21 protein-coding genes and 3 pseudogenes are annotated in these 23796 nt (G+C 69.1%); 13 read left to right on the top strand and 11 right to left on the bottom strand.

All coding sequences use genetic code 11. The annotated features are described in order from the left end of the window. The 4 genes and pseudogenes from A5708_RS26280 to A5708_RS14180 form a co-directional block, all read left to right on the top strand. Nucleotides 1-252, top strand: a pseudogene (locus tag A5708_RS26280) (glutamate synthase central domain-containing protein); the annotation flags it as partial. A gap of 202 nt (nt 253-454) precedes the next feature. Beyond that, nucleotides 455-643 carry a hypothetical protein gene (locus A5708_RS27875; protein WP_065029241.1) on the top strand — a complete coding sequence of 63 codons (189 nt, stop codon included), beginning with the start codon at nt 455-457 and terminating at the stop codon, nt 641-643. Between the two features lie 155 nt (nt 644-798). Beyond that, nucleotides 799-1392: pseudogene (locus A5708_RS27995) on the top strand (hypothetical protein); the annotation flags it as partial. 410 nt (nt 1393-1802) lie between these two features. Beyond that, a pseudogene (locus tag A5708_RS14180) lies at nt 1803-2438 on the top strand (DUF3060 domain-containing protein); the annotation flags it as partial. A 14-nt stretch (nt 2439-2452) separates the two neighbouring features. Here A5708_RS14180 and A5708_RS14175 read toward each other — a convergent pair. Next, nucleotides 2453-2791 (bottom strand): hypothetical protein, encoded by a 339-nt coding sequence (locus A5708_RS14175; RefSeq protein WP_419538330.1) that lies wholly within the window; start codon nt 2789-2791, stop codon nt 2453-2455. 185 nt (nt 2792-2976) lie between these two features. Continuing rightward, nucleotides 2977-3135, bottom strand: a complete 159-nt coding sequence (locus tag A5708_RS26845; RefSeq protein WP_155766021.1) for a hypothetical protein — start codon at nt 3133-3135, stop codon at nt 2977-2979. 57 nt (nt 3136-3192) lie between these two features. On the opposite strand from A5708_RS26845, the gene A5708_RS14170 reads away from it, so the two are divergent. Beyond that, the gene (locus tag A5708_RS14170; RefSeq protein WP_065029239.1) at nt 3193-4212 is read left to right on the top strand and encodes an NADP-dependent oxidoreductase; all 1020 of its coding nucleotides are present in this window, start codon (nt 3193-3195) and stop codon (nt 4210-4212) included. On the opposite strand, the gene A5708_RS14165 is transcribed toward A5708_RS14170, so the two are convergent. Then, nucleotides 4209-4817: a hypothetical protein gene (locus A5708_RS14165; RefSeq protein ID WP_065029238.1), complete on the bottom strand. Its 609-nt coding sequence runs from the start codon at nt 4815-4817 to the stop codon at nt 4209-4211. The two genes, A5708_RS14170 and A5708_RS14165, sit on opposite strands and share 4 nt — an antisense overlap. Before the next feature lie 306 nt (nt 4818-5123). Between A5708_RS14165 and A5708_RS14160 the strand changes: the two genes are divergently transcribed. Then, nucleotides 5124-5945: a glycoside hydrolase family 16 protein gene (locus A5708_RS14160; protein ID WP_065029237.1), complete on the top strand. Its 822-nt coding sequence runs from the start codon at nt 5124-5126 to the stop codon at nt 5943-5945. Here A5708_RS14160 and A5708_RS14155 read toward each other — a convergent pair whose 3' ends face one another. Beyond that, a complete protein-coding gene (locus tag A5708_RS14155; RefSeq protein ID WP_419538329.1) occupies nt 5946-7388 on the bottom strand; it encodes a glycosyltransferase family 39 protein in 1443 nt (480 codons plus the stop codon). Between the two features lie 231 nt (nt 7389-7619). Here A5708_RS14155 and A5708_RS14150 point away from each other — a divergent pair, with 231 nt between their 5' ends. From A5708_RS14150 to A5708_RS14140, 3 genes are read left to right on the top strand one after another with little or no spacing between them, the layout of a single operon-like run. Further along, a complete protein-coding gene (locus tag A5708_RS14150; protein WP_065029235.1) occupies nt 7620-7925 on the top strand; it encodes a hypothetical protein in 306 nt (101 codons plus the stop codon). 53 nt (nt 7926-7978) lie between these two features. Next, nucleotides 7979-8653: a GAP family protein gene (locus A5708_RS14145; protein WP_065029234.1), complete on the top strand. Its 675-nt coding sequence runs from the start codon at nt 7979-7981 to the stop codon at nt 8651-8653. Nucleotides 8654-8708: 55 nt separating this feature from the next. After that, on the top strand, nt 8709-9380 hold the full coding sequence (locus tag A5708_RS14140) for a GAP family protein (RefSeq protein WP_065029233.1): 672 nt from the start codon (nt 8709-8711) through the stop codon (nt 9378-9380). Here the strand turns inward: A5708_RS14140 and A5708_RS14135 are convergent. Beyond that, nucleotides 9368-10141 (bottom strand): hypothetical protein, encoded by a 774-nt coding sequence (locus A5708_RS14135; protein WP_065029232.1) that lies wholly within the window; start codon nt 10139-10141, stop codon nt 9368-9370. The two genes, A5708_RS14140 and A5708_RS14135, sit on opposite strands and share 13 nt — an antisense overlap. 28 nt (nt 10142-10169) lie before the next feature. On the opposite strand from A5708_RS14135, the gene A5708_RS14130 reads away from it, so the two are divergent. Next, complete coding sequence (locus A5708_RS14130; RefSeq protein WP_065029231.1) at nt 10170-11669, top strand: bifunctional phosphatase PAP2/diacylglycerol kinase family protein; 1500 nt, start codon at nt 10170-10172, stop codon at nt 11667-11669. Here A5708_RS14130 and A5708_RS14125 read toward each other — a convergent pair. The 4 genes from A5708_RS14125 to A5708_RS14110 form a co-directional block, all read right to left on the bottom strand. Beyond that, nucleotides 11614-13056, bottom strand: coding sequence for an FGGY family carbohydrate kinase (locus A5708_RS14125; protein ID WP_065029230.1), 1443 nt, complete (start codon nt 13054-13056; stop codon nt 11614-11616). The two genes, A5708_RS14130 and A5708_RS14125, sit on opposite strands and share 56 nt — an antisense overlap. Before the next feature lie 2 nt (nt 13057-13058). After that, nucleotides 13059-14456, bottom strand: a complete 1398-nt coding sequence (locus A5708_RS14120; RefSeq protein ID WP_065029229.1) for a mannitol dehydrogenase family protein — start codon at nt 14454-14456, stop codon at nt 13059-13061. Between the two features lie 49 nt (nt 14457-14505). Further along, nucleotides 14506-14850 (bottom strand): DUF732 domain-containing protein, encoded by a 345-nt coding sequence (locus A5708_RS14115; RefSeq protein WP_065029228.1) that lies wholly within the window; start codon nt 14848-14850, stop codon nt 14506-14508. A gap of 192 nt (nt 14851-15042) precedes the next feature. Further along, a complete protein-coding gene (locus A5708_RS14110) occupies nt 15043-15384 on the bottom strand; it encodes a DUF732 domain-containing protein (protein ID WP_065029227.1) in 342 nt (113 codons plus the stop codon). A 170-nt stretch (nt 15385-15554) separates the two neighbouring features. Between A5708_RS14110 and A5708_RS27815 the strand changes: the two genes are divergently transcribed. Both A5708_RS27815 and A5708_RS14105 read left to right on the top strand, forming a co-directional pair. After that, nucleotides 15555-15686 (top strand): hypothetical protein, encoded by a 132-nt coding sequence (locus tag A5708_RS27815; RefSeq protein ID WP_269199393.1) that lies wholly within the window; start codon nt 15555-15557, stop codon nt 15684-15686. Between the two features lie 266 nt (nt 15687-15952). Next, nucleotides 15953-16507, top strand: coding sequence for a hypothetical protein (locus tag A5708_RS14105; RefSeq protein ID WP_081292958.1), 555 nt, complete (start codon nt 15953-15955; stop codon nt 16505-16507). A 202-nt stretch (nt 16508-16709) separates the two neighbouring features. Here the strand turns inward: A5708_RS14105 and A5708_RS14100 are convergent, their stop codons facing one another. Further along, nucleotides 16710-17525 (bottom strand): L,D-transpeptidase, encoded by an 816-nt coding sequence (locus A5708_RS14100; RefSeq protein WP_065029225.1) that lies wholly within the window; start codon nt 17523-17525, stop codon nt 16710-16712. 350 nt (nt 17526-17875) lie between these two features. Here A5708_RS14100 and A5708_RS14095 point away from each other — a divergent pair, with 350 nt between their 5' ends. After that, on the top strand, nt 17876-20500 hold the full coding sequence (locus tag A5708_RS14095) for an ATP-binding cassette domain-containing protein (RefSeq protein WP_065029224.1): 2625 nt from the start codon (nt 17876-17878) through the stop codon (nt 20498-20500). Nucleotides 20501-20504: 4 nt separating this feature from the next. Here A5708_RS14095 and A5708_RS14090 read toward each other — a convergent pair whose 3' ends face one another. Continuing rightward, nucleotides 20505-23672 carry a serine/threonine-protein kinase gene (locus tag A5708_RS14090; protein ID WP_065029223.1) on the bottom strand — a complete coding sequence of 1056 codons (3168 nt, stop codon included), beginning with the start codon at nt 23670-23672 and terminating at the stop codon, nt 20505-20507. Between the last annotated feature and the right edge of the window lie 124 nt (nt 23673-23796).

The raw sequence follows: 23796 nt of genomic DNA, 5'->3' as shown, positions 1-23796 counted from the left end.
CTGCGCACGGCACTGAAGCAGGTGTGTGCCCGGGTTTCGGCGGCGATCGAGGACGGCGCGTGCTTCATCGTGATCTCCGACCGGGAATCCGATGAGACGCTGGCCCCCATCCCGTCCCTGCTGGCCACCTCCGCGGTGCACCATCATCTGGTCGCCGAGCGCACCCGCACCAAAGTGGGGCTGGTGGTGGAATCCGGCGATGCCCGGGAGGTGCACCACCTGGTCGCGGCCGGGCGTGCCGCCGCCGCCGTCGCCGCCACCACCACCGCCACCGCCGGTGGTGGTCACCACCGCGCCGCCGGCGCCCGTCTACACCCCCAGGCACACGGCGCCACCGACAACCGCGCCGCCGCAACCGACCATCACCACGACGGTTCCGCCGCCACCGATGGAAACCACCACGCCACCGCCGCCACCGCCGCCGCGGCGGACCACCACCAGCACGACGGTGCCGATGACGACGGAGTGGATCCACGTTCCGCTGCTGCCGATACCGATTCCGGTGCCGGTTCCCCAGCAGCAGGCCCCGTCGACCCCGCAATACCCGCAATACCAGCCATATCCGGGGAATCAGTATCCGGGGAACCAATATCCGCAGTATCCGGGGAACTCGCAGAATCCGTTCCTCGGGCCGGGTTATTAGCGTCGTTGCTGCGTACGCACACCTCCTGCGCGACCAGCCACACACGCGTAACGTTTAGGTCACCAAGTTCAGACGGGGTCATCCCGTCATGCCCTCGCGAAGGGCGTTGAAAAAGACCTTGGAGGCGTTACGTGGACATCGTGCTTGGGGTGTCGATGGCTCCCAGGACAGTCCGCCTGGTAGCGATCGAAGGCCAAAATGCTGACGGCGTGACCGTCGAACAAGAAGAGTTCGCGGTTGGGGCGGCAGAGAATTCGGCCGCCGGTGCGGTCGATCAGGTGATCGACGCGATCATCGGCAGCCGTGAAGGCGTGCTGGAGGGCGGTCACCAGTTGACCTCGACCGGGGTCACCTGGAGTGACCCCGCCGGCGTCGGCGCGCTACGGGACGCGATCGCCACCCACGAGCTGGACGGCGTGATGTTGGTCGCACCGTTGCTCGCCGCGGCCGCGCTGGCGCAGACCGTCGGCTACGCGCTGGGCTACGAGCGCCTCGCGATGCTGTTCGTCGAGCCGGCGAACGCGACGCTGGCCGTGGTCGAGGTCGCCGACGGCTCCATCGTGGACCTGCACCGGCGCCAGACCGGCGACGGTCGCGCGGGGGGCCTGGCCGCCGAACTGGCGACGATGGTCTCCGGTCTGGACGCGCGAGGGTCCCGGGCCGACGGTGTGTTCCTGATCGGCTGCGGGACCGACATCGTGGCGCTGAAGTCCACACTCGAGGCGGCAACCTCGCTCCCGGTCACCGGGCCCGAGGAGCCGGACATGGCTCTGGCCCGCGGGGCGGCGCTGGCGTCGGCGAACGCCCCGCTGTTCGCGTCGTCGACGGCGGCCCTGGCCTACGCGCTGGACCCGGGCACCGGAGAGCTGGGCCCGCCCGCGATCAGCCCGACCTACCTGGACGTCTGGGACAACGCCGACTTCGGCACCGACGCCCGGGCGTACAGCGCCGTCGCGGACGAGGACGAGAGGCCCCCGCGCCGGCCCTGGTCCATGCTGCTGGCCGGTAGCGCCCTGGCGGCCATCGTCGCCGCGGTAGGCGGGGTGGTGCTGGTGACGTTGACGTCGGACAGCGCGGGGTCCGACAATCATCACAATTCGGGCGTCAGCGTCGCCACGCCGCGGGTCCAGTTGCCCGCGCCGCCGCCGCAGGCCCCGCCGAGCAACCCGCCGCAGGCGCAGCTGCCGGCTCCGAGCCCCGCGCCGGCGCCCGCGCCCAGCCCGTCGCAGGTGGCCGCCCCGGCCCCGGCCCCGGCGCCATCGCCGGTGCAGCAGGCCGCTCCGCAGACCCCGGTCCCTCCGGCAACCGCGTCTGGTGGATCCTCGGCACGGTCGTCGTCATCGGCATCTTGGCCCTCGCGGGTGGCATCGCGGCCTTTGCCGCACACCAGCTTTCCGGCGTGAAGTCGATCATCGCCACGCCGCCGACCATCTCCAAAACGTCTAGCCCACCGAGCCTTTCGACGAATCCCGGCCCGTCGACGTCCCGCAGGAGGTCACCCTCGCCGTCGACCCCGCCCGCCGCACCGCCGGGCACCGAGCTCAGCGTCGCCGGCATCAACGAGAACCGGACCATCGCCTGCAACGACAACATCGTCAGCGTCAGTGGGGTTTCCAACACGGTGACGATCACCGGGCATTGCACCAGCCTGTCGGTGTCCGGCGTGCAGAATTCGATCACCGTCGAGGCCGTCGACAGCATCGAGGCCTCCGGCTTCGACAACAAGGTCACCTATCACTCCGGCGCGCCGAAGATCAGCAACTCCGGCGGCTCGAACGTGGTGCAGCAGGGCTGAACCGAAAACGGCTGCTACGCAGGCTCTTCGGCGTCGTCGTCCAGGACGCTGACCGCGATGCCGTAGGGCAGGAAACGCACCTTGCGTTTGGGATCGACGTTCGTCTTGTTCGCCCGCAATGCGTCGAGTTCGGTCGCGTAGACCTGTTCGACGCGCGCGCCGCCGTTGGCGTCCACCGTGTAGATGGCCCACACGCCCTCACCGGCTTCGCCGGCGGTTTCCGGAGCGCTGCGCGGGCGTCGCGACAGGTCTTCGAAAACGGCCGACCAGCCCGTCCGGCCGCCGGGAGCGGCGACGAACTTGCTGACCCGCTCGAACACGTCGCGCAGCCCTTCGCTGCCCTCCCGGATCATTCGATCGAACTCGTCGGGGTCGAATCCGAACCCACTGTGCTCGCCCACGCGACCTCCTAGGCGCTCGTGCCGTAACTGCCAGTGTGCGCTCAGTCGGCAGCGTTTGCCACGTGCTTACTGGCCGGGCGGCGGCGGCGGGTTGATCGGAATCGGCACCGTGACGAACGGGAAGTGCAGGTACATCGTCACCGGTGGCTGGCGGGGCAGCTGCGGTGCGGCCGGGGGCCGGGCGGATAATTCTGGTCGGCGGCCTGCGAACTGGCCTGTTCTGACGCCCGGGCCGTCTCGGCGAGCGGGCGCTCGAGTTCCCGGATCCGGTCTTCCGGGTCTTCGTTTGCTGCCATGCATTGAATATGCCATTCGCTTCTGCGTTTCCGGCCCGTTCGGTAGTTTTTACGATCGTGCCCGATGTGCCGAATCGCCAGGTCCTCCTTCGTCGCCGCCCCTCCGGGCTCGTCCAACCGGATGACACGGAAATGGTCACCACGCCGGCGCCCGAGCCCGCCGACGGCGAGGCGCTGTTGCGGACCACCTATGTCGGCATCGACGCCGCCGCCCGCACCTGGCTGGACGACCAGCCCAGCTACCTCCCGCCGGTGCAGCTGGGGGAGGTCATCCGGGCGGCCGGGATCGGCGAGGTGGTCGCGTCGCGGTGCGACGCCTACGCCGTCGGCGACGTCGTCACCACGCTGACCGGCTTCCAGGAATACGCGCTCATCCGCGACGACCTGTTCAGCACGCCGATCCCGGGCGAGGACGACCAGCTGGCCATCATGTCCGTCTACGGGCCGACCGGCGCCACCGCCTATTTCGGGATGACCGACATCGGCCGGCCGCAGCCCGGGGAGACCGTGGTGGTGTCGGCGGCCGCGGGTGCCACCGGATCGGTCGCCGGGCAGATCGCCAAGATCGCCGGCGCCCGGGTGGTGGGCATCGCGGGCGGCCCGGAGAAATGCCGGGCGGTGGTGGAGGACTTCGGGTTCGACGCGTGCATCGACTACAAGAACGACGACATCGCGGCGGCGCTGAAAAAGCATTGCCCGCAACGCGTCGACGTCTACTTCGACAACGTGGGTGGCCCCATCCTCAACGCGGTGCTGGGCCGCTTGGCCGCCCGCGCGCGCGTCGTCCTGTGCGGCGTCATCTCGAGCTACCTCACCGGGGACCACCCCGGGCCGGCCAACTACGTGAACCTGCTGTCCAAGACCGCGCTGATGCAGGGGTTCAACGCGCTCGATCAGTGGGGCCGCTTCGACGAGGCGTTCGCCGCGCTACGCCGGTGGGAGGCCGAAGGTCGACTTCACCACCGGCAGACCATCTTTGAGGGCATCGAATCCTGTGTCGATGCCCTCAACGGCCTGTTCACCGGCGTCAACGTCGGCAAGACCCTGGTCAGGCTCAGCGAACCCAGCCCCCGCTAGGCCTCGCCGAGAACCCGGTGCAGCGCCTTGCGCGCATCGGTCAGCGCCTCGAGCACCTTGGTCCGGGTCTCGGCGAGTTGCTGCTTCTGCTCGTCGGTGCCCGTCCATGCGATGGTGCGGGCCAGCCCGGCGATCTCGAAGAACTCCTTGCGGATCTTGACGACGTCGCCGAACTTGGCCGCCCGTCCCAGGAAGGCGTGCGCGGTCTCGCTGCTGATTCCGCGCCAGGCCAACAGGTTTCGGCCGAGCTCAGTCAGCGTCGCCACCCCGCCGTCGACGGTGACCACGCCGCGGCCGGCAAGAATGCCGATCGCCAGCTCGGCCACGTCCTGCGGCGGGGTGAACGCGCCACCGGTCGCGTCGGACACCCGCTGCACCACCTGCGCGGCGTCTGCCGGCCCGTCCAACAGCAATGCCGCGGTGACGAACGCCGCGCGCTTGAGGCCGTGACGACCCTTCTTGCCGAACGGCGCGAAGCCGGGACCGCCCGCACCCGGGCCAGCGAAGCCCGGGCCACCAAAGCCGGGACCACCAAAGCCCGGTCCACCGAAACCGGGTCCACCGAAACCGGGTCCACCGAAACCACCGAAGAATCCATGAGACATGGTTGCTTTCCTTTCTCAAACCATCAACCTCCTTGATACCAGCGGCGCGGCGGATGTCAACGTGATTGATGGTTGACACGGGAAATCCCAGGAAGTGGGGCCCGCGGCTGCTATCGTCGCTTGGTTATGTCAGGAGGATGGCGGCGACGGACCGGCGCGCGGGTCGTGACCGGGAACGCCGCGCGCGCATCGCGGTCGCGGGATGCGGGCCACCCCACCGCGTGGTTTCATATCACCGTTTGCGAGAGTTGCCTGGGGAGATCTCGCCGAGCTTGACGAGCCGGCTTTGAACGATTGGTGGTTTAAATGGATCGTCGCAGCATGATGTTGATGTCGGGCCTCGGCATGATCGGGGCTGCGATGCGCTTGCCAGGTGCCTGGGCCACCCCGTCGGCGCCCGAAGCGCCGCCGTCAGCCGGGGGCGGGCCTTTCATCTTCGCCGACGAGTTCGACGGCCCGGCGGGTTCGGCTCCCGATCCTGGGAAATGGACCATCCAGACCTGGCAGGACGACGTGTTCCCGCCGGTCGCGGGGATATACCGCGACGACCGCCGAAATGTGTTCCAGGACGGCAATTCCAACCTTGTCTTGCGCGCCACCCAGGAAGGGGACACCTACTACGGCGCCAAACTGCGGGGCAACTTCCGCAGCATGATCAACCAGACCTGGGAAGCGCGGATAAAGCTGAATTGTTTGGACCCGGGCCTATGGTCCGCGTTCTGGGGCGTCAACGAGGATCCGCTGCCAGACGGCGAGGTCGACCTTTTCGAGTGGTACGGCAACGGCTCGTGGCCTCCGGGAACGACGGTGCACGCCGCGTCCAACGGAAAGACGTGGGAAGGCAAGTCCATTCCCGGCATGGTCGACGGCAACTGGCACACCTGGCGAATGCATTGGGGCGAGGAAGGATTTGAATTCGCCCGAGACGGGGCGCAGTACTTCAGCGTTCCGAACAAACCCATCCACGTCCACGGCGGCGCTCCTGACGACTTCCGCTGGCCGTTCAACAATCCCGGCTACTGGATGACGCCCATGTTCACCCTGGCGGTCGGTGGGGTCGGGGCCGGCGACCCTGCGGCGGCGACCTACCCGGCGGACATGCTCGTCGACTGGATCCACATCTGGTGACTATCGCTCCGCTTTGAGCACTTGGACCAGGTTGAACTGCCAGCGCTCCACCAGTCGGAAGCCCAGGTCGTGCGGCACCGCGAAGGCGGTGCTCGCCCAATAGACCGGGCCGGGCGGCAGCGCCGGACCCTGCTCGTGCGCCGGCTGGGACGGGTCTGCCTGAGTGATGATCCAGACGACGCCGCACTGGCTCAGCGGCCGGGCCACCACCTCGGGGATGAGATTGGTGTCGAACACGTCGTTGCGGTCGGTCGCCTTCTGCCACAGCGTGAGATCGATCAGCTTGCGATAGGCATCCGGGCGCGCCGCCAGCAGTGGGCGCATGGGCGCCGGCATGAAGGTCACCGTGTCGTTCACCAGCAGGCAATCGCCCGGCGCGGCCTTCGCTGTGATCAGGTCGGCGACCTGACTGTAGTCCATGCCGTACTTGGCGTACGGGTTGCGTTGCACCCGAACGTAATTGGGCGCCGCAGCCACAGTGAAAAGGCCGACGATCGCCGTCGTCACCCACGGTTTGGCGGCCACCGCGCCGCCGCAGACACCCAGGATCAGCGCCAGGGCCGGCGCGGTGAAGCACAGGTAGCGCGGCGTGTAGATCGGATGAACCAGCGCCGAATACGTCACGATCGCGGCCGTCGGCGCCGCCAGCCACCCCGTCGCGAGCACCAGCAGCTGGCGCTGCGAATCCGCCAGACGCGCGGACCCACTGAGCCACAACACGATTGCCGCACCGATCAGCAACGCCGCCAGCACGGCGAACGGCGGGCATCGTTCGAAATACTGCTGCATCAGCACGTCTTCGATGGTGCGGTGACCGATGGGTGCGACCCAACTGATCTGGTGCGCCTGCCCGGCTACCGTCATCAAAAACGGCATCAGCGCGCCGACGGCCACGGCCGACGCAATCACGAAGCCCAGCAACGCCGTTCGGCTCCGGTGGAAGACGCAGATGAACAGTGCGTACGCCGCGAGCAGGAGCGCCAGGTAGGCGTCCAGCACGATCGAGCAGGACAGCGCGACGGCATAGGACAGCCACAGCCAACCGGTGTCCCGGCGCGCGGCATAGACCAGCAGGACGGTCAGCCACACGGCTGCCATCATCGACATGGCATAGGGCCGGGCCTCGATGCCCGCCCACGTGGTTCGCGGCAGGATCGCGCAGAACGCTCCGGAGGCCACCGCGACGGTGCGGGGCGAGAACTGCCTGCCCAGCACGACGACACCGGCGGCGGCGCCCCCCACCGCCAGGGCGCTGGGCGCGCGCGACCAGAACTCGGTGGGCGGGAAAACCTGAAACCAGCCGTGCATGAGCAGGTAATACAAGCCGTGGACGGCGTCCACGTTGCCCAGCATGTGCCACATCTGGGCCAGTGAGCGGCTGTAGGCGGCCGAGATGGTCGCGGCCTCGTCGTACCAGAAGGAGGGCCGGGCGGCGCCGGCCATGCTCACCGCGGCGGCCACGATCGCGACGATCACCGGGTCCAGCGCGGCCGGTACCGCCGGCCGGCGACCGTTCAGCACGCCGCGGCGACGCCGTGCTGCCTCGGTGGTTCCGATGCTCACCGAACCGCCCGGGACGTCGCGGTTTGGCTGAACACACCGCTATGTTGCCAGAAGCGAACCGGGCCGCTCAGGGGGCTCAACCCGCGGCATATTCGAACGTATGATCGATCAATGGGTCCGCTCGCGTCGATCGGGTACAACGGCCAGCCGGTCCGCAGCCCGTTTCGGGTGGTGCGTCCGGCGGTCGCCGTGCTGGTCGACCTGACTGTGCTCTTCCCACGCGAGCCGCACCGCGCGGGGCGGTATCAGCCCAACGGTCTGCAACTGCACAAGGTCGTCGAGGGCTGGCTGAGCTGCTGGGCCCTGTGCGAGCAGGGCGACTGGTGGGGGCTGGTGACCTATCCCGTCGCGTATGGCTCCAAGCGCAGGACCGTGACGCACTGGGTGCCCGCGTGGACCCTGCGCCGCAAAGGCTGACCCGTGCGGTCAACCGCTGCATGAGCGCCACGCCAATGCGATGATTGCTGCCCGTGGACGCAAGTTGGGCCTCGGTACTGAGCAAACTCATCGCGTTGGCGGCGGTCATCGCGCTGTCACCGATCACGGTCATCCCCGCCGTACTGGTACTGCACGCGCCCCGGCCGCGCCCGGCCAGTCTGTCCTTTCTGGGCGGCTGGCTGCTGGGCCTGGTCGCCCTCACCGCCGCCTTTATCAGCGGCTCGGACTTATTGAGTGGCTTCCACGCGACCCCGCCGAAATGGGCGGCCTGGGTGCGGCTCGCGTTCGGCCTGGCGCTCATCGCGCTGGCCGCCTACCACTGGTTCACCCGGCACCGGCAGCGCAGCATGCCGCGCTGGATGCGTTCGTTCTCCACCCTCTCGCCGGTGCGCGCCGCGGTGATGGGGGCAGTGCTGGTGCCGGTGCGGCCCGAGGTGCTGATCCTGTGCGCGGCCGCCGGCCTGGCCGTCGGCAACAGCAGCCTGAGCGCCGGCGCTCAGGTGGTCGCGGCCGCGATCTTCGTCGTGCTCGCCGCGTCGACGGTCGCCATCCCGATCTTGGGCTACGTCGGCGCCGGGGACCGCCTCGACGACGCCCTGGAACGTCTCAAGGCCTGGATGGAGACGAACCACGACGCGATGATGGCCGTCATCCTGTTCCTGATCGGGTTGATAGTGCTCTACAACGGAATTCGCACGCTGGCCTGAGCCGGTTCGGCGCGTTCGACGTCGCATCGCCCGCGGCGGTGGAAGGATTCCGTTCATGGCAGGAAGCTGGGGAACGGTGCTGACCGGGCTCGTTCCGCTTGGACTGGTCATCTCCCTCTCACCGCTCACCGTCATCCCGGCGGTGTTGGTGCTGCAGGCGCAGCGGCCGCGGCCGAGCAGCCTCGCGTTTCTGGGCGGCTGGGTGCTGAGCCTGGCCGCACTGACGGCAATCGCCGTCGCTGCCTCCGGCCTGCTGGGCGGCCTGGACAAGGCGCCCCCGCGGTGGTCGTCGTGGCTGCGTGTGGTGCTGGGGGCCGCGCTGATCGTGTACGGCATCTACCGCTGGCTCAACCGGCACGGCAAGTCCGAATCCCCGGCCTGGATGCGCTCGTTCGAAAGCATCACCCCGGCGCGGGCGGGGATCACCGGGGCCGTCCTGGCCGTGGTGCGCCCCGACGTGGCGCTCATCTGCGTCCCCGCCGGGCTGGGCATCGGCACCAGCGGGCTCGGCCTCGCCGGTGACTGGGTGGCGGCCGCGTTCTTTGTGGCCATCGCCGCCTCCAGCGTGGCGATCCCGATATTGGCGTACGCGGCGGCCGGTAGCCGCCTCGACGACACCCTGGCCCGGCTCAAGGACTGGATGGACCGCAACAACGGCGCCCTACTCGCGGCGGTCTTCGTCGTGATCGGCGCGATGGTGCTCTACCACGGAATTCACGCCCTGTAGCCTCCGTCGGCCAGGCCCGCGTCCTCTTCGAGCCTGTTCACCACGCCAAAGACCAACTCGCGGAACAACTCCCGGCCGTAGCCCGCGAGCATGCCCAGGTAGCCCCGGTCTGCCCATTGCGCGGCGTGGCGCTCTTCGTGGTGCAACACCCGGTCCAGGTCGAGGCGGCTCGGGCGGGGCGTGCCGCCGGCGTCGAGATACCAGGCACGCCCGGAGGCGACGATCTGGCGAAGCTGCTCGCCGGGGTCGCCGACCCGGCCCGCGTTGACCATGAAGAGGTCACCCCAGGTGGTGCCGCCACGCTGGGTGAACAGCCGTTGGACCCAATTGCCGCCCAGGCCCATGAGCATGCCGTTGGGGGTGGTGACCAGCCGCCCCCCGTTGCGGTGCACGAAGGCGACGTCGCGGGCGTAGCTCCAGCGGTTTGCCTTCTGGCGGGCCACGATTCGCGCGACCTCGGCGGCACCGTACGGGGTGACCGGAAAGTCGGTGGTCCGTCCGCCCGGCTTACCGTAGCCCGTGCCCGCGTTGAGGATGTAGGTCATCAACGCCGCGGCCCGGGCCCGCGCACCGTCGGCGTAGGCCGGGATCAGGAAGAACGATTTGCCGTGCGGGTCGTTGAACTCGGCCATCTTGTCGAGGACCCCGAAGCGCGCGGCGGTGACGTCGTGTCGGCGCACGATCTCGGCGACGACATGCGCGGCCACGCCGCGGCGTTCGGCGTTGTCCCGCCACCTCAAGCAATAGCCCTGTGCGTCCATGTCTTCGGACCAATTTAGGGTGTAGCGAATGAACAGGGGGCCTTGGCAACGCGCGCGCGGCATCAAACAGATCACCCGCGGACTGGGCACGCTGGATCGGGAACTGTTCGATGCCATCGCCGAAACGGACACACCGCTACTGGACACGGTCATGCCGCCCCTGACCCGGGCGGCCGACCACTCCAAGCTGTGGGTGGGCCTCGGCGCGGCGTTGTTCGCCACCGGCAGGCAGAGCGCGCAGCGCGGCGCGACCCGCGGGCTGGTGACGCTGGCCGCCACCAGCCTGGTCACCAACCAGGTCGCCAAGCGGATCCGCCGGCGGCCGCGCCCCGGCTACGACCTGGTGCCCTTGGTCAGGCAGGTCCGCCGACGCCCGACGTCGAACTCGCTGCCGTCCGGACACTCCGCGAGCGCCGCCGCGTTCGCCATCGGGGTGGGGCTGGAGAGCCCGCCGCTGGGCTTCGGGCTGGCGCTGCTGGCCGGGCTGGTGGGTCTGTCGCGGGTGGCGACGGGCGCGCACTACCCCGGCGACGTCATCGCCGGGTTCGGCATCGGCTCGGGCCTTGCCGTGCTGGGCGGCCGGCTCGTGCCGCCGATCGTCGAAACCGCCCGTCCGCGAACGGAACCGCTGCGCGTCGCCGCGCCGCAGCGGCCCGACGGCGCCGGCGTGGTCCTGGTCATCAACCCGGAGTCGGGCAGCGGCACCGGGGCCCGGGTGGTCGACGAGGTGCGCGCCGAGCTGCCGAAGGTCGACATCCGCGAACTGGGCCCCGACGACGACCCGGTGCAGGTGCTGCGCACCGCGGCCGAATGCGCCGAGGTGCTGGCGGTGGGCGGCGGTGACGGCACCGTCGCGGCCGCCGCCGGGGTGGCCATCGACGCGGGGCTTCCCCTGGCGGTCTTTCCTGCCGGGACGTTCAACCACTTCGCCAAGGACATCGGCTGCGACACCGTGGCCAAGACGGTCGACGCGATCCGGCGCGGCCAGGTGGCATGTGTGGATCTGGTGTGCCTCAACGAAAGTCAGATGGTCCTCAACACCGCCAGCATCGGCGCGTACCCGGCCTTTGTGCGGCGACGCGAAAAGCTGGAGAAACGCATCGGCAAGCCGCTGGCCGGTCTCTACGCGATGCTGCGGACGCTGCGCACGGAACAGCCCGTGCGCATCCGCTATGACAACAAAACCCTGCTGACATCGCTGTTCTTCCTGGGCAATTCGCTGTACCTGCCGACCGGGTTCGCCCCGGCGCGCAGGACCCGGATGGACGACGGCCTGATCGATGTGCGCATCCTCGAGACCGGCCGCCACTGGGCCAGGACCAGGATCCTGACCGCGCTGGCCCTGGGCCGGCTGGAGCGCAGCCCGCTCTACCACGAATTGCAGGTGCCGGAATTCAGCTTCAGCACCGTCGACGGCCCCACGGTCGTCGCCTGCGACGGCGAGGTCGGCGACCGATACGACAAGGCCAGCTTCAGCGCGAAATACCGGGTCCTCTCGGTGTTTCGTCCGCTTCCCGAAGGCCAGTGACCCCCTCGGTGAGGTCGCGCACCCGCGCGTAGTGCGCCGGCACCTCGGGCGCGGGGTCGGCGGTGTATTCGTCTGTGGGCGGCGGATTCCACGCGGGCGGTCGGGGCGAGCCGCTCAACGCCCACGCCGCCTGCCGGGCCGCGCCCAGTGCGACGTACTGCGCCGGCGTGGGCGCCAGCACCGGCATGCCGAACACCGTGGGCGCGATCGCGCGCAGCGCCCGGGATTGCGCGCCGCCGCCGACCAGCAGGATGCGCCGCGCAACCACGCCGTGCCCGGCCAGGTGGGCGACGCCGTCGGCGAGCGAGCACAGCAATCCCTCCACGGCGGCGCGGGCCAGGTTGGCCGGCGTCGCATTGGCGACGCGCAGGCCGTGCAGTGCACCGGTTGCGTTGGGCCGGTTGGGAGTTCGTTCACCCTCCAGGTAGGGGACCAGCACCAGGCCCGCGCTGCCCGGCGGCGCCGACAGCGCGAGTCGGGACAGCTCGTCCTGGTCGACTTGCAGCATCGCGGCGGCGGCCTCCAGCACCCTCGCACCGTTGAGGGTGCACACCAGCGGGAGATAGCGGCCAGTGCCGTCCGCGAGTCCGGCGACGAATCCCGCGTCATCGCGGACCGGATCCGCGGTGACGGCGGCCACCACCCCCGAGGTCCCGATCGAGACGATCACGTCGCCCTCCTCGGCGCCCAGACCCAGCGCCGCGGCGGCGTTGTCCCCAAGCCCCGCACCGAATACCGTTGCGCCGCAAGCGGTCCAGCCCGACGGGTCCAGCACGGTCGGCAGCTGAGGACGACGACCGCGCAGCGCCAGCTCCAGCAGATCGACACGGTAGGCGCCCGTCGCGGCGTCGTAGTAGCCGGTGCCGCTTGCGTCGCTGCGATCGGTGGTCAGCGCCGCGATGTCCGTCTCGCCGCGCAGCCGCCACGTCAGCCAATCGTGCGGCAGGCCGACGGCCGCGGTGCGATCGGCCTGCCGTGGCTCATGGTCGGCCAGCCATCGTAATTTCGCCACCGTGATCGCGGCCAGCGGCACCACGCCGACGGCCCGGGCCCAGGCCCGCGCGCCACCCAGCTCGTCGACGAGTGCGCGGGCGGCGTCGGCCGATCGCACGTCGTTCCACAACAGCGCGGGGCGCACCATCCGTCCGGCTCCGTCCAGGCACACCATCCCGTGCTGCTGTGCGCCGACGGCGATCGCGTCGACGCCGTCCAGCCCGCCCGCCTTCGCGATCGCTTCTCGAGCGGCGGTTTCCCATGCCGCCGGGTCGATTTCGGTGCCGGCCGGGTGACCGGCGTGTCCCTCGCGGACCACCCTGCCGGTGGCGGCATCGCACACCAGCACCTTGCACGACTGCGTCGACGAATCGATGCCGGCGACCAGTGTCATCGTCAGTCGGCCCCGAGCAGCGCCCGCAGCGTGGCGCGCGCGCCGTTTCGGTGCAGCGAGTCCAGCGCCCACAGGTAGGCCTCGCGGAAGCGCTCGTGGTCGACGAGGTCGCCGAATACGGAACGGTTGGCCAGGAACGCGGCAGGGTCGTCGCGTTGCGAGCGGGCGATCGGGACCAGGGTGTCGGCGAGCCGGTCCACCACGTCGATCGGTTGGCCCTCTTCGTCGACGGCCTCGGCGTAGCGTGCCCAGCTCGCGACGATCGCCGCGGACAGTCGCACCGGGCCACCGGAGCGCAGGTTGTCGCGCACCACGGGCAACAACCACTTAGGGATGCGGTCCGAGGATTCGGCGCACAGCCTGGCCACGGTGTCGCGGATGTAGGCGTTGGCGAACCGCGGCAGCAGCCCGCCCCGGAATTCGTCCAGCCCCGGGACGCGCTCCAGCGTCGGTGTGGCCTCCGAATCCATATAGCGGGCAAGGAATTCGGCGATCAACGGATCTTGGGCGGCGTCGTGCACCAGCCGGTAGCCGCAGAGGTAGGCGAAGTAGCACAGGCCCTGATGCCCGGCGTTGAGCAACCGCAACTTCATCGCCTCGTAGGGCGCCACGTCGTCGACGAGTTGCACCCCGGCCTGGTCCAGCGGTGGCCGCCCGTCGGCGAAGTCGTCCTCGATGACCCACATGGCGAAGGGTTCCGCGATCACGGGCCAGGCGTCGGCCACCCCGAATTCGGCGTCCAGCCGCGTCAGCACGTCGGGTGTGGTCACCGGAGTGATCCGGTCAACCATCGAATTGGGGAAGGTGGTCCTCTCGCGCATCCATTGCGCGAGTTCGGGATTGATTCGCTCGGCGTACGTCGTGAAGACGCGTCGTGCCACGTCTCCGTTCCCGGCGATGTTGTCGCAGGAGACGATCGTGGGGGAGGGCAGGTTGCGCTCGCGCCGCCGGCTGCACGCCTCGGCCACCAACCCGAACACCGCGCTCAGCGGTGGCTGATACCCGCCCTCGGTGATGGTGAGCGAGATGATCCGGGTGGCCGGATCGGCCAGCAGCTCGATCACGGATTCGGGATCGTCGGGCGCATAACGGTAGTCGACGATGGAGCCGATGACTCGCGGTTGCCGGGTGCCGTCGGGGTGTTCGAGGATCAGCGTGTACAGGTGGTCCTGGCCGCGCAGCGCGTCGCGCATGCGCTCATCGTTCGGCAGCACACCGATTCCGCAGATTCCGAAGTCGCGGGCGAGCCCGTCGCTGAGCAGCCGGTCGATGTACATGGCCTGGTGGGAACGGTGGAAACCACCGACACCGAAATGCGCTATGCCGATGCCGATTTGGCCGCGGTCATACGTTGGGACCGGGATCTCGAGGCCGGCCAGGTTCCGTGCGTTCAGCTTCACTCGAGTGTCACCTTAGCGCGGACCGCGCAGTGCGGAGGTTAATCCGCCGTCAGGCGCTGGGGCACAAATCGCGCAGCGCGAAGATCACCACGTCCGCGGCCTGCCGGCCATTGATCCCGCCGGTGCCCTGGTCGGCGTCCGAGCGTTGCAGCGCCAAACCCTCCAGCTGTTGCGGTGAAGCGCCCCATGAAAGCTGTTGGCAGAGGTCCGCGCCCATCTGCAACAGTTCCGGGTCGCCGCCGTTGACGGCATGGATCCCGGCGCCGTGCAGGTCGTTGAGGAAGGCGGCCTGGTCGGCCCGCGCCGGGCCGGCACAGACGACCCCGGCGAGCAGAAGCGGGCCGCTCGCCAGCGCCGCGCCCATGAACCGGCCATATAGCCTGCGTGCCGCCATGCAACCTTCTCCTTGTGTCTGTGCCCGATGCGGATGATGCACTTTTACACAAAAGTGCGACGACCCGCTGCGCAAACAATTCCGGAGAGTGAATAGTCGGCAAAGAACGGAGGCCGGACCCGCCGCGACCTGTGGCCCCGTGCGGATCCGACCGCGAGCGCGCTGTGAACCGGCGAAGTACGAAAGGTCAGGTCAGGCGCCGGGGCAGAGATCGCGCTCGGCGTAGCCGACGATGTCGTTGGCCTGCTGGGGACTGAGCCCACCCGCCCCTTGCCGGTCGTCGGACCGTTGCAGCGCCAAGCCCTCGAGCTGGGATTCGGGAGCGCCCCACGACAGCTGCTGGCAGACGTTCAGCCCCGCCTGAAGCAGCGCCGCGTCACCACCGGTGACGGCGTGAACCCCGTCCCTGTGCATGTCGTTGAGGAATCCGGCCGCGTCGGCCTGTGCGGGGCCGGCCCAGACGAGGCCGGCGAGAAGCGGGCCCCCGAGCAGGACGGAACCGATGAACCCGGTGGCGAGACGACGTGGCGACATAGCCCCTTCTCCTCTTGACGTCAACAGTTCTAATCTCGATGTTAACTTCTACGTAACCTTCAGAACAGTAACTGTTCACCAACAGTTCCCTGTGAATGACCTGCGGAAAAATAAAGTCCGTGAGATTTCAAAGTCGATTTCGGCACACCGACCCGTAGTGGCGTTTCGCCGTGCTGTTGCCGACAGCTGTCTGCCCGACCGAGGAGGGCGCCGATCTGGTCGTCATGCTGGCCAGTGATCGAGGCGCCAACGTGATGGGCGCCGGCGTGACGATCGACGGCGGTATGGTCCCCACACTGTGATCGGCGTTCGCCCGCACGACATTCCGGCCAGAATCCATCAGTACGCCTAGGGCGCAAGCGCATTCGTGCAGGTCGGTTGGCGCCCGCCGGTGATGTTCCGATTCGTGACACCGTTGTGACGTCACCATTTGGAAACGGCGCGGTGCGGCGTGGCGCGTGTCGCGCGTCGCCTGCTGACAATTGGCGCGGTCGTGAAACCGGCCTCGGTACGGCTAGGCGGGCCTGCTGCACCAAATGGGAAATAGCTGAGCGTGAATAAAGGAGAGTTGGCGCTGATGGCGATCGTCGATCGGTTCAACATCAAAGTAGTTGCCGGCGCTGGGTTGTGCGGAGCTGCTATCGCGTTGAGCCCCGACGCGGCGGCCGCCCCGCTGATCACGGGCGGCCACGCGTGCATCGAGGGGCAGTCGGGCGAGGTGGCGCCCGCCGCGGGCGGGCCGGGTGCAGCCGCCGGCACGGTGGCCGCGGGCGCGCCGGCCGCCGGAGGCATGTGCGCGGCGCCCATGACCGATATGTCCGGTGTGCCGATGGCTGTGCCGGGGCCGCTGCCGATCGGTGCGCCGCTGCCGATCGTGCCGCCGTTGCCCCTCGCGCCGCCGGTACCCCTGGTGCCTCCGGTGCCGGTAGTGCCGCCCGTGCCGGTGGTTCCGGCCGGTGCGCCGCTGATCGCCCTTGGCGGGCCGCTGGCCGGCGCACCGTTGGAGGCGGCCGCGCCGATCATCGACATGTCGGGGGTGAAGGACGCGCCGACCGGTCCGGCTCCCAGCGGCGGGCCGGTGGACGGTCAGCCGGTTCGCCCCGGTCCCTCGGGCGCGAGCTGAGGCCGAATCGGTCTCCGGTGAACGGGCCGGGCCCGCTGGTGATAAACCAGCGGGCCCGTTCCGTTTGTAGACCATCGGTGCCCGGTCAGCCTCGCTCGGCATGCACGTGCACCCCGGCGGTACTGAGACACCCACGCCGTCAAGACAATTGAAGCTCCGCACCCGGCTTGCGCCTGGGTGCGGAGCTTCGTGAAATGTCGGACTACTCCTGGACGATCACCGGGTCGCCGACGTGGACGTGGTCGTAGTACCACTCGGCGTCATCGGGGCTCAGGCTGATGCAGCCGTGGCTGACGTTCTCCAGCCCCAGAGAGGGGACGGCCCACGGAGCCGAATGCACGAACAGTCCGCGGCTGGTGATACGGACGGCGTAATTGACCGTCAGCAGGTAACCGTTGGGGTCGTCGACCGGGATGCCGACGCTGCTCGAATCCATGGTCACCGCTTCCTCTTTGGACAGAACGGTGTACGAGCCGACCGGGGTCGGGTATTCCGGCCTACCCATCGACGCGGGCATCACGCCCTGCTCGCCGAAGTGTGGCCGGTGGTGCGGCGCCGGCAGTGAGGTCGGCGGTCCCGCTTCCGCGCCGTCGATGCTCACGGTGAAGGTGTGTTCGGAAATGCTGGCGACGCCGATCACGGCAGGACCTGTTTTGATCTCCGCGGCCGCGCCGCCCACCGTCAACGCAATTGTGCTGTGCGCCGGCCAGTATCGGTCCGGAACCCACTGGACAACCTTGTCGTCGAGCCATTCGAACTTGCCGGTCATCGCGGGCGTCGATTTGACGTCAACGGCACGTTCGGCCGCCCGCCGGTCGGCTGAGTTGATAATGGGCGCAGCGAATTTCACCTGGATGGGATGCGCCACCCCGACCACCTCGTCGCGGCCCGGCGAAATCGACGCTATCGCGAATCCATGCGACTGGTTCGCCGCCGCCAGGCTCACGCCGGCCGGCGTCACGACAACGCTCGCAGCGGCTCCAATCACCGCAAGAACACACCGAACACCGGTCCGCATGGCTCCAATTCCTTTTAACTGACATAGTTGCAATAGGGATGATAAATGTGCGCTGACCTGCGGAAGCGTAAGGGCGCGTTGATATTTGGCAACGCGACGGTCACGGTTTGGTCAAGGCGGGTTTAGTCCGGGGCCCCGGTCGTGGCGCCGTGACCAGGCGCATAGGAACTCGAGTGGACACGCCAGTGTGACGGGCCGGCTGAGGTGAATTGGGATCGTGTTGTGACCGGGCCGTGACGCGCGCCCGGCTCGAACCCTGTCGCGGCGCGCACAGCAAATGCGATCGCAGGCGGCGGACCAATATGCCGAAACCGCTGGAGTTTGCTGACGGTGGGTCGAATACTGATTGGATGAGCAGGCCCGCATCACCCGTGCTGACGGTTCAATCCAACTGGTCACGGCGCAGTTTCGCCGCTGGCAACGATGTCGTCGTGGGGAGTGACCTGCGAGCCGACATGCGGGTAGCCCATCCGTTGGTCTCCCGCTCGCACCTGCTGCTGCGATTCGACCGGGGCAAATGGGTGGCGATCGACAACGGGTCGCCGACGGGGATGTTCGTCAATGGCGGCCGGGTTGCCGTCGTCGACATCCACGACGGCCAGAGCATCAACGTTGGCAGCCCCGACGGGCCGCGCTTGAGTTTCCAGATCGGACGTGACGACAGGGCGGTGGGCCAGCTACCGCCGACGGTCGAGGGGATGCAGGCCCTCGCGCGCCCGGGCGCCCCGCGGCCGTCTCGTCCGGGGCACCCACAGCAGGCCAACGGGTCGCCGCCCCGCATCGCGCGACCGCAACCCCCGCCGCTGCGTTACACCCACGCCGGCCCGCCACCACCGTCACCGCAACCGGCCGGCGGCCCGCGCCGGGCCGTCGGCTATCCGAGCCCACCGTCGCCGCCCCGCCGTCCCCAACCGGCACCGCCGCCCGAAAGGGCCGCCTGGTCGCCGCCAAAAGGCCAGCCGCTGACCGAGATCGGCTCCGAGGCACTCGAAGCCGCGCAGTTCGACAGCACCAACCTGCGGCGCGCGGTGCAGCGTTCTCGGTCGAAGCTCGCGGCGCCACCCACGGGAGCCGCCGTGATCGGTCGCGCCGAAGACAGCGACGTCGTCATCTCCGACGTCTTGGTGTCGCGCCACCACGCCTACCTGGTTCCCGGCCCGACCGGCACGGAGATCCACGACGCGCACAGCATCAACGGGACATTCGTCAACGGCACGCGAATCTTGTCGGCGCCGCTGACCGAAGGCGACGTGGTCACGATCGGCAACGTCGACCTGGTGTTCAACGGTGAAATCCTGCTTCGCCGTGCCGAAGCGGCAACCCGCACCGGCGGGCTGGAGGTCCGCGAGGTCGACTTCGAAATCGACAGCAAACGGCTGATCCAGAAGGTCTCGCTGACCGCGCGCCCAGGGACGCTGACTGCCCTGATCGGTGGTTCCGGCGCCGGGAAAAGCACGCTGTCCCGGCTGATCGCCGGGGCCACCTGTCCGACCTCCGGCTCAATCACTTTCGAGGGGCACGACATTCACGCCAGCTTCGCCTCGCTGCGAAGCCGGATCGGGATGGTGCCCCAGGACGACGTCGTGCACCGCCAGCTGACGGTGAGCCAGGCGCTGAGCTATGCCGCCGAGCTGCGGTTGCCGCCCGACACCAGCAAACAAGACCGCGCGCAGGTAGTTGCGCAGGTGATCGAGGAACTCGGGCTGACCAAGCATGCCGACACCCGGGTGGACAAGCTGTCCGGTGGGCAGCGCAAGCGCGCGTCGGTGGCACTCGAGCTGCTCACCGGGCCGTCGCTGCTGATCCTCGACGAGCCGACCTCGGGCCTGGATCCGGCGCTGGACCTGCAGGTGATGACGATGCTGCGGCAGCTGGCCGACGCCGGTCGCGTGGTGCTGGTGGTGACGCACTCGCTGAGCTACCTCGATCTCTGCGACCAGGTGCTGCTGATGGCGCCCGGCGGCAAGACGGCCTACTGCGGCCCGCCCGGCGAAATCGAAGCGACGATGGGAACCACCAACTGGGCCAAGATCTTTGGCATGGTGGGCGCGGACCCCGACGAAGCGAACCGCCGGTTCCTGGCCCAGCTCCAACCGCCGCCGGCCGGAGCCGAGGCGGAGAAGCCGGCCGACCTGGGTGCTCCGGCGCGCTCCAGCACGCGTCGCCAGTTCGCGACGATCGCGCGCCGCCAGATCCGGTTGATCGTGGCCGACCGCGCCTACTTCATCTTCCTGGCGCTGCTGCCGTTCGTGATGGGCGCGCTGTCGCTGACCGTTCCCGGCTCGACGGGATTCCGTGTCGCCGATCCCAACGGCGACGGCTCCGACGAACCCGGGTCGGTCTTGATGCTGCTCACCATGGCCGCGGTCTTCATGGGTACCGCGCTGACGATCCGCGACCTCATCGGCGAGCGCCCCATCTTCCGCCGGGAGCAGGCGGTCGGACTGTCCACCAAGGCATATCTGCTGGCGAAGATGGCCGTGTTCTTCGTCTTCGCCGTCATTCAGTCGGCGATCGCGACGACCATCACGATCCTGGGGAAGGGAGCCCCGACGCGACCGCCGCTGCTGCTCGGCAGCGCCACGCTCGAGCTGTACGTCGCCACCGCCGCGATGTGCGTCGCCGCGGCGATGGTCGGCCTGGTCCTGTCCTCCCTCGCCCGCTCCAACGAGCAGATCATGCCGCTGCTGGTGGTTTCGCTCATGCTGCAGTTGGTGCTCTGCGGCGGGATGGTCCCCGTCACCAACCGCGTCGGCCTCGACCAGATGTCGTGGGCGGTGCCCTCGCGCTGGGGCTATGCGGCGCAGGCCTCGACCGTCGATTTGTGGACGATCGAGCCCGGGCCGCTGGCCCCGAAGGACAGCCACTTCAAGCACACGGCGCAAACCTGGCTGTTCGATGTGGGCATGCTCGTGTTGTTGACGGTCGTGTACGCGGGATTCGTCGGGTGGCGCAGCCGGCTCAAGCGCCCTTGATCCGCTAGATGAAGTCCAGGGCCTCGACGGTGGCGACAGGGCCTTCGTGGGTGGGCCGGTTCGCCCCGCCGACGCAGTAGATGGTGTTGCCGACCGCCGCGACCACCTCGGCGTGGCGCGGAGTTGGCATGGGGCGCAACGTCGTCCACGTTCCGTCGGCGATGTCGTACATCTCGGCCACGCCCACCACCTCCGTCGGTTCCTCACCGCCGACCGCCGCGATTCGGCCATCGATGAACGCGGCGCCGTAGCTGCCGCGAGGGGTCGGCATGTCGACCAACTTCGTCCACGTCCCCGACTGCGGGTCGAACCGTTCGAATGCCGCGGAATTCTTGTCGGCCGACAGGAACCTGCCGCCGACCGCGTACACGTACGTGCCGTCCGACACCGCGGCCAGATGCTCGCGCGGGGTGGGCATGTTGGCCGCGTCGTGCCACGCGTTGCCGTCGAAGACCTCGGTCTGCGGAACGAGCTGTTTGGCGTTCTGCCCGCCGACGATCACGAGTTTGTCATCGGCCACCGCGGCCGCGAGCGCGGCGCGAGCGTGGGTGAGTCCGGGCAACTCGACCCACTTACCGCCGCGCAACGCGAATACCTTGGCCGACGCCTGGGTGAGGTCGCCGCTGGCGCCCCCGAGCACCACCACCTCGCCGCGATAGGTCGCCGCCGCGGCGTGGTGCAGCGGGATCGGCAATGCGGGTTGTGGTTGCCAGGCGCCGGTGCGCGGGTCATAGCTTTCGACCGTCTGCAGCGCGACCCCGTCGCGCAGGCCGCCGATGACCCAGATCTTGTCGTCGAGCACGGTCCACGCCGTCATCAACCGCGCCGTCGGCGCGTCTGGTAGCGAACGCCATTGCGCGGCCGGCTGCATTCGGCGCGCCGGTAGTTGCAGCGCCTCCGCCGACGAGGTCGCCTGGCCGTCGCCGATCTCACTCGACCCGCCGATCGAGTACACGGCCTGCCCAATCGCGTCGACCGCCATGCCGTGCCGCGCTGTCGCCATGTCCGGCAAGCCCGCCCACGTGTTCGTCGTCAGGTCGAGCACCGACACGCTCTTGAGGACCTGCCCGGCGGACTGCCCCCCGACGGCGACCAGGCGCCGGTCGGCCAGTGCCACGCCGAGATCGCCGCGCGGTTGGGGAAGGTCGGGCAATCGCGTCCAGCTTTTGGCGGCGGGGTCATACGCCTCGACCGTCGCCAGGTCCGCGGTCCCGTTGGTGCCGCCCACCGTGTACACCAGCTTCCCGTCCGACGCGGCGGCCAGCATCTGCCGGGGGGTCGGTATCGGGGTGCCCAGGGTCCAGGAATTGCCGTCGAAGATCTCGACGGTGTTCAGCAGGGCGCCGTTCGAGTCGACGCCGCCGGCGACGATGATGCGCCCACCCACCTCCGCCGCCGCGGCCGCCGCGCGGGGCTGCAGCAGATGGGGCAGCTCGACCCAGTGGCTGTTGACCACGCGCCAAACCTGGTCGCTGGCAACCTTTTGCGGGCCTGCCGCGCGCCAGCCCCCGAGCACGATCGGGTTTCCCTGCCACGTGACCGCCGTCGCGTGCTGAACCGGAACCGGGAGGTCGTCGCCGCTTTTCCAGCTGTCGATGATCGGGTCGTAGCCCTCATGGTTCGCGACGAGTGCGTGGTTGCTGCCCATTCCGCCGAAGATCCAGATCGTGCCGTCGTCCTGGGTGGTTGCCGCCGCCTGTCGCGCGATGCGAGCGTTCGTGATCGGCTGCCACCTCGAAATCGCCTGGGCGTTCGATTGATTCGCGGCGGCGCTCTGGTGCCGCTTGCCCTGCGTCAGCAGTACGTAGACGCCTGTGCCCAGCACCAGCACGGCCACGACGATCGCCGCCACGATCAACGCCGCCGTGACGCGTTTGCGCTTCTTCCCCGAGGGGCTCAACCACGCCACCGCTCCGGCCGCCGGCCCGCGGCGCGCGGCCGCAGGCGGGTCGGGCGGACTCGGCGGCGCGATCGCGTCGGTGACGCTGGTGTGCTCGGCGATCGCCTCGGTCGGCTCAGATGTCCTGGGGGCGGGCGGAATTGGCCCGCGCTGGCTAGAGTTTCGTGAACCGGCGGGTCGGGACGGCGGCGATACCGTTCGGCGATTGATCAGCGAGGTAGCGCTGTCCGAGTCGGCACCGCGTGGGCCGGGCTTGGCGATCCTGGGCGGTCGCGGAGTCGCCGCGCCCGCCATCCCGGCGCGTCCGGCCTGCGTCAGGGTGCGCGCCTTCGACAGGCCCGCGGAGAGGCCCGCGGTCCGCGCCGAACCGGCCGCGGTGATGGCCATCGCGTCCGCTTTCAAGCCGTTGCGGCGCTGACTTTCCTGCAACCCGCGACCGAAATCCGCTGCAGAAGACGGTCTTTCAGTGGAGTCGGGCTCCATCGCCATCTCGATCGCCGAGCACACCGCGTCCGGGATTCCGCTGTGGCGCAAGTCGGGGACCCGGGTGCTGTTGATCCGCGTGTAGTGCGCCAGCAGGTCGTCGCTGCCGCGGCGCTCATACGCCGCGTTGCCGGCGATGAGCGCATAGATCGTGGCGCCGAGCGAATAGACGTCGCTGCCGACCGTCGCCGGATCGCCCGCCATCACCTCGGGTGCCAGGTAATCGATTGTGCCGGAGAATAATCCGGCCGCCGTCTCGTACCCGCCGGGGACGTGCGCGGTCCCGAAGTCGGTCAGCTGCGGTTCGCCGTAGTCGTTGACGAGGACATTCGCCGGTTTGATATCGCGGTGCAGGGTGCCGCTGAGGTGCGCGGTTTCCAGTGCCCCGCACAACTTCACGCCGATCCGCACGGCTTCCGGCCAGGCGATGGGGCCCTCGCGCTGCACGCGCAGCCCCAGCGAACCCGCCGGGCAGTACGACATGACGATGTACGGGCGGCCGCCCGCGGTCAGGCCGACCCGCAGGATGTTGACGATGTTCGGGTGCCCGGATAGCCCGCCCATCGCGTAGCCCTCGCGCAGAAAGCGTTCCCGGCTCGCGTCATCGATGAACGTCGGCAGCACCTTGATCGCCACGTTGCGCCCCAAGGCGGTCTCGCGGCAGCAGTAGACCACCCCGGCGGCGCCTCGAGCGATCTGGCGCGCGTTGTCGAATCCGGCGGCGGCTAACTCCGCCACGATCTCGCTCGGTCCCGGCGCCCCGCCCCGAGCCTTGGGTCTTTCAGCCATTACCTGGCCCCAACTTCCCAGGCGACGTATCAATCGGGGTCAAGCGTAGCGAACATCCACCCGCCGTCAGTACGGTTCAAGCGACGATCATCGGACGGCGCGACGTGACGTCCGCTGGGGCCGC

It is taken from the genome of Mycobacterium colombiense, assembly GCF_001672755.1.
Classification (GTDB): domain Bacteria; phylum Actinomycetota; class Actinomycetes; order Mycobacteriales; family Mycobacteriaceae; genus Mycobacterium; species Mycobacterium colombiense_C.
The sequence above is the reverse complement of the archived record's forward strand: the minus strand, read 5'-3'. Positions and strand labels throughout refer to the sequence as shown.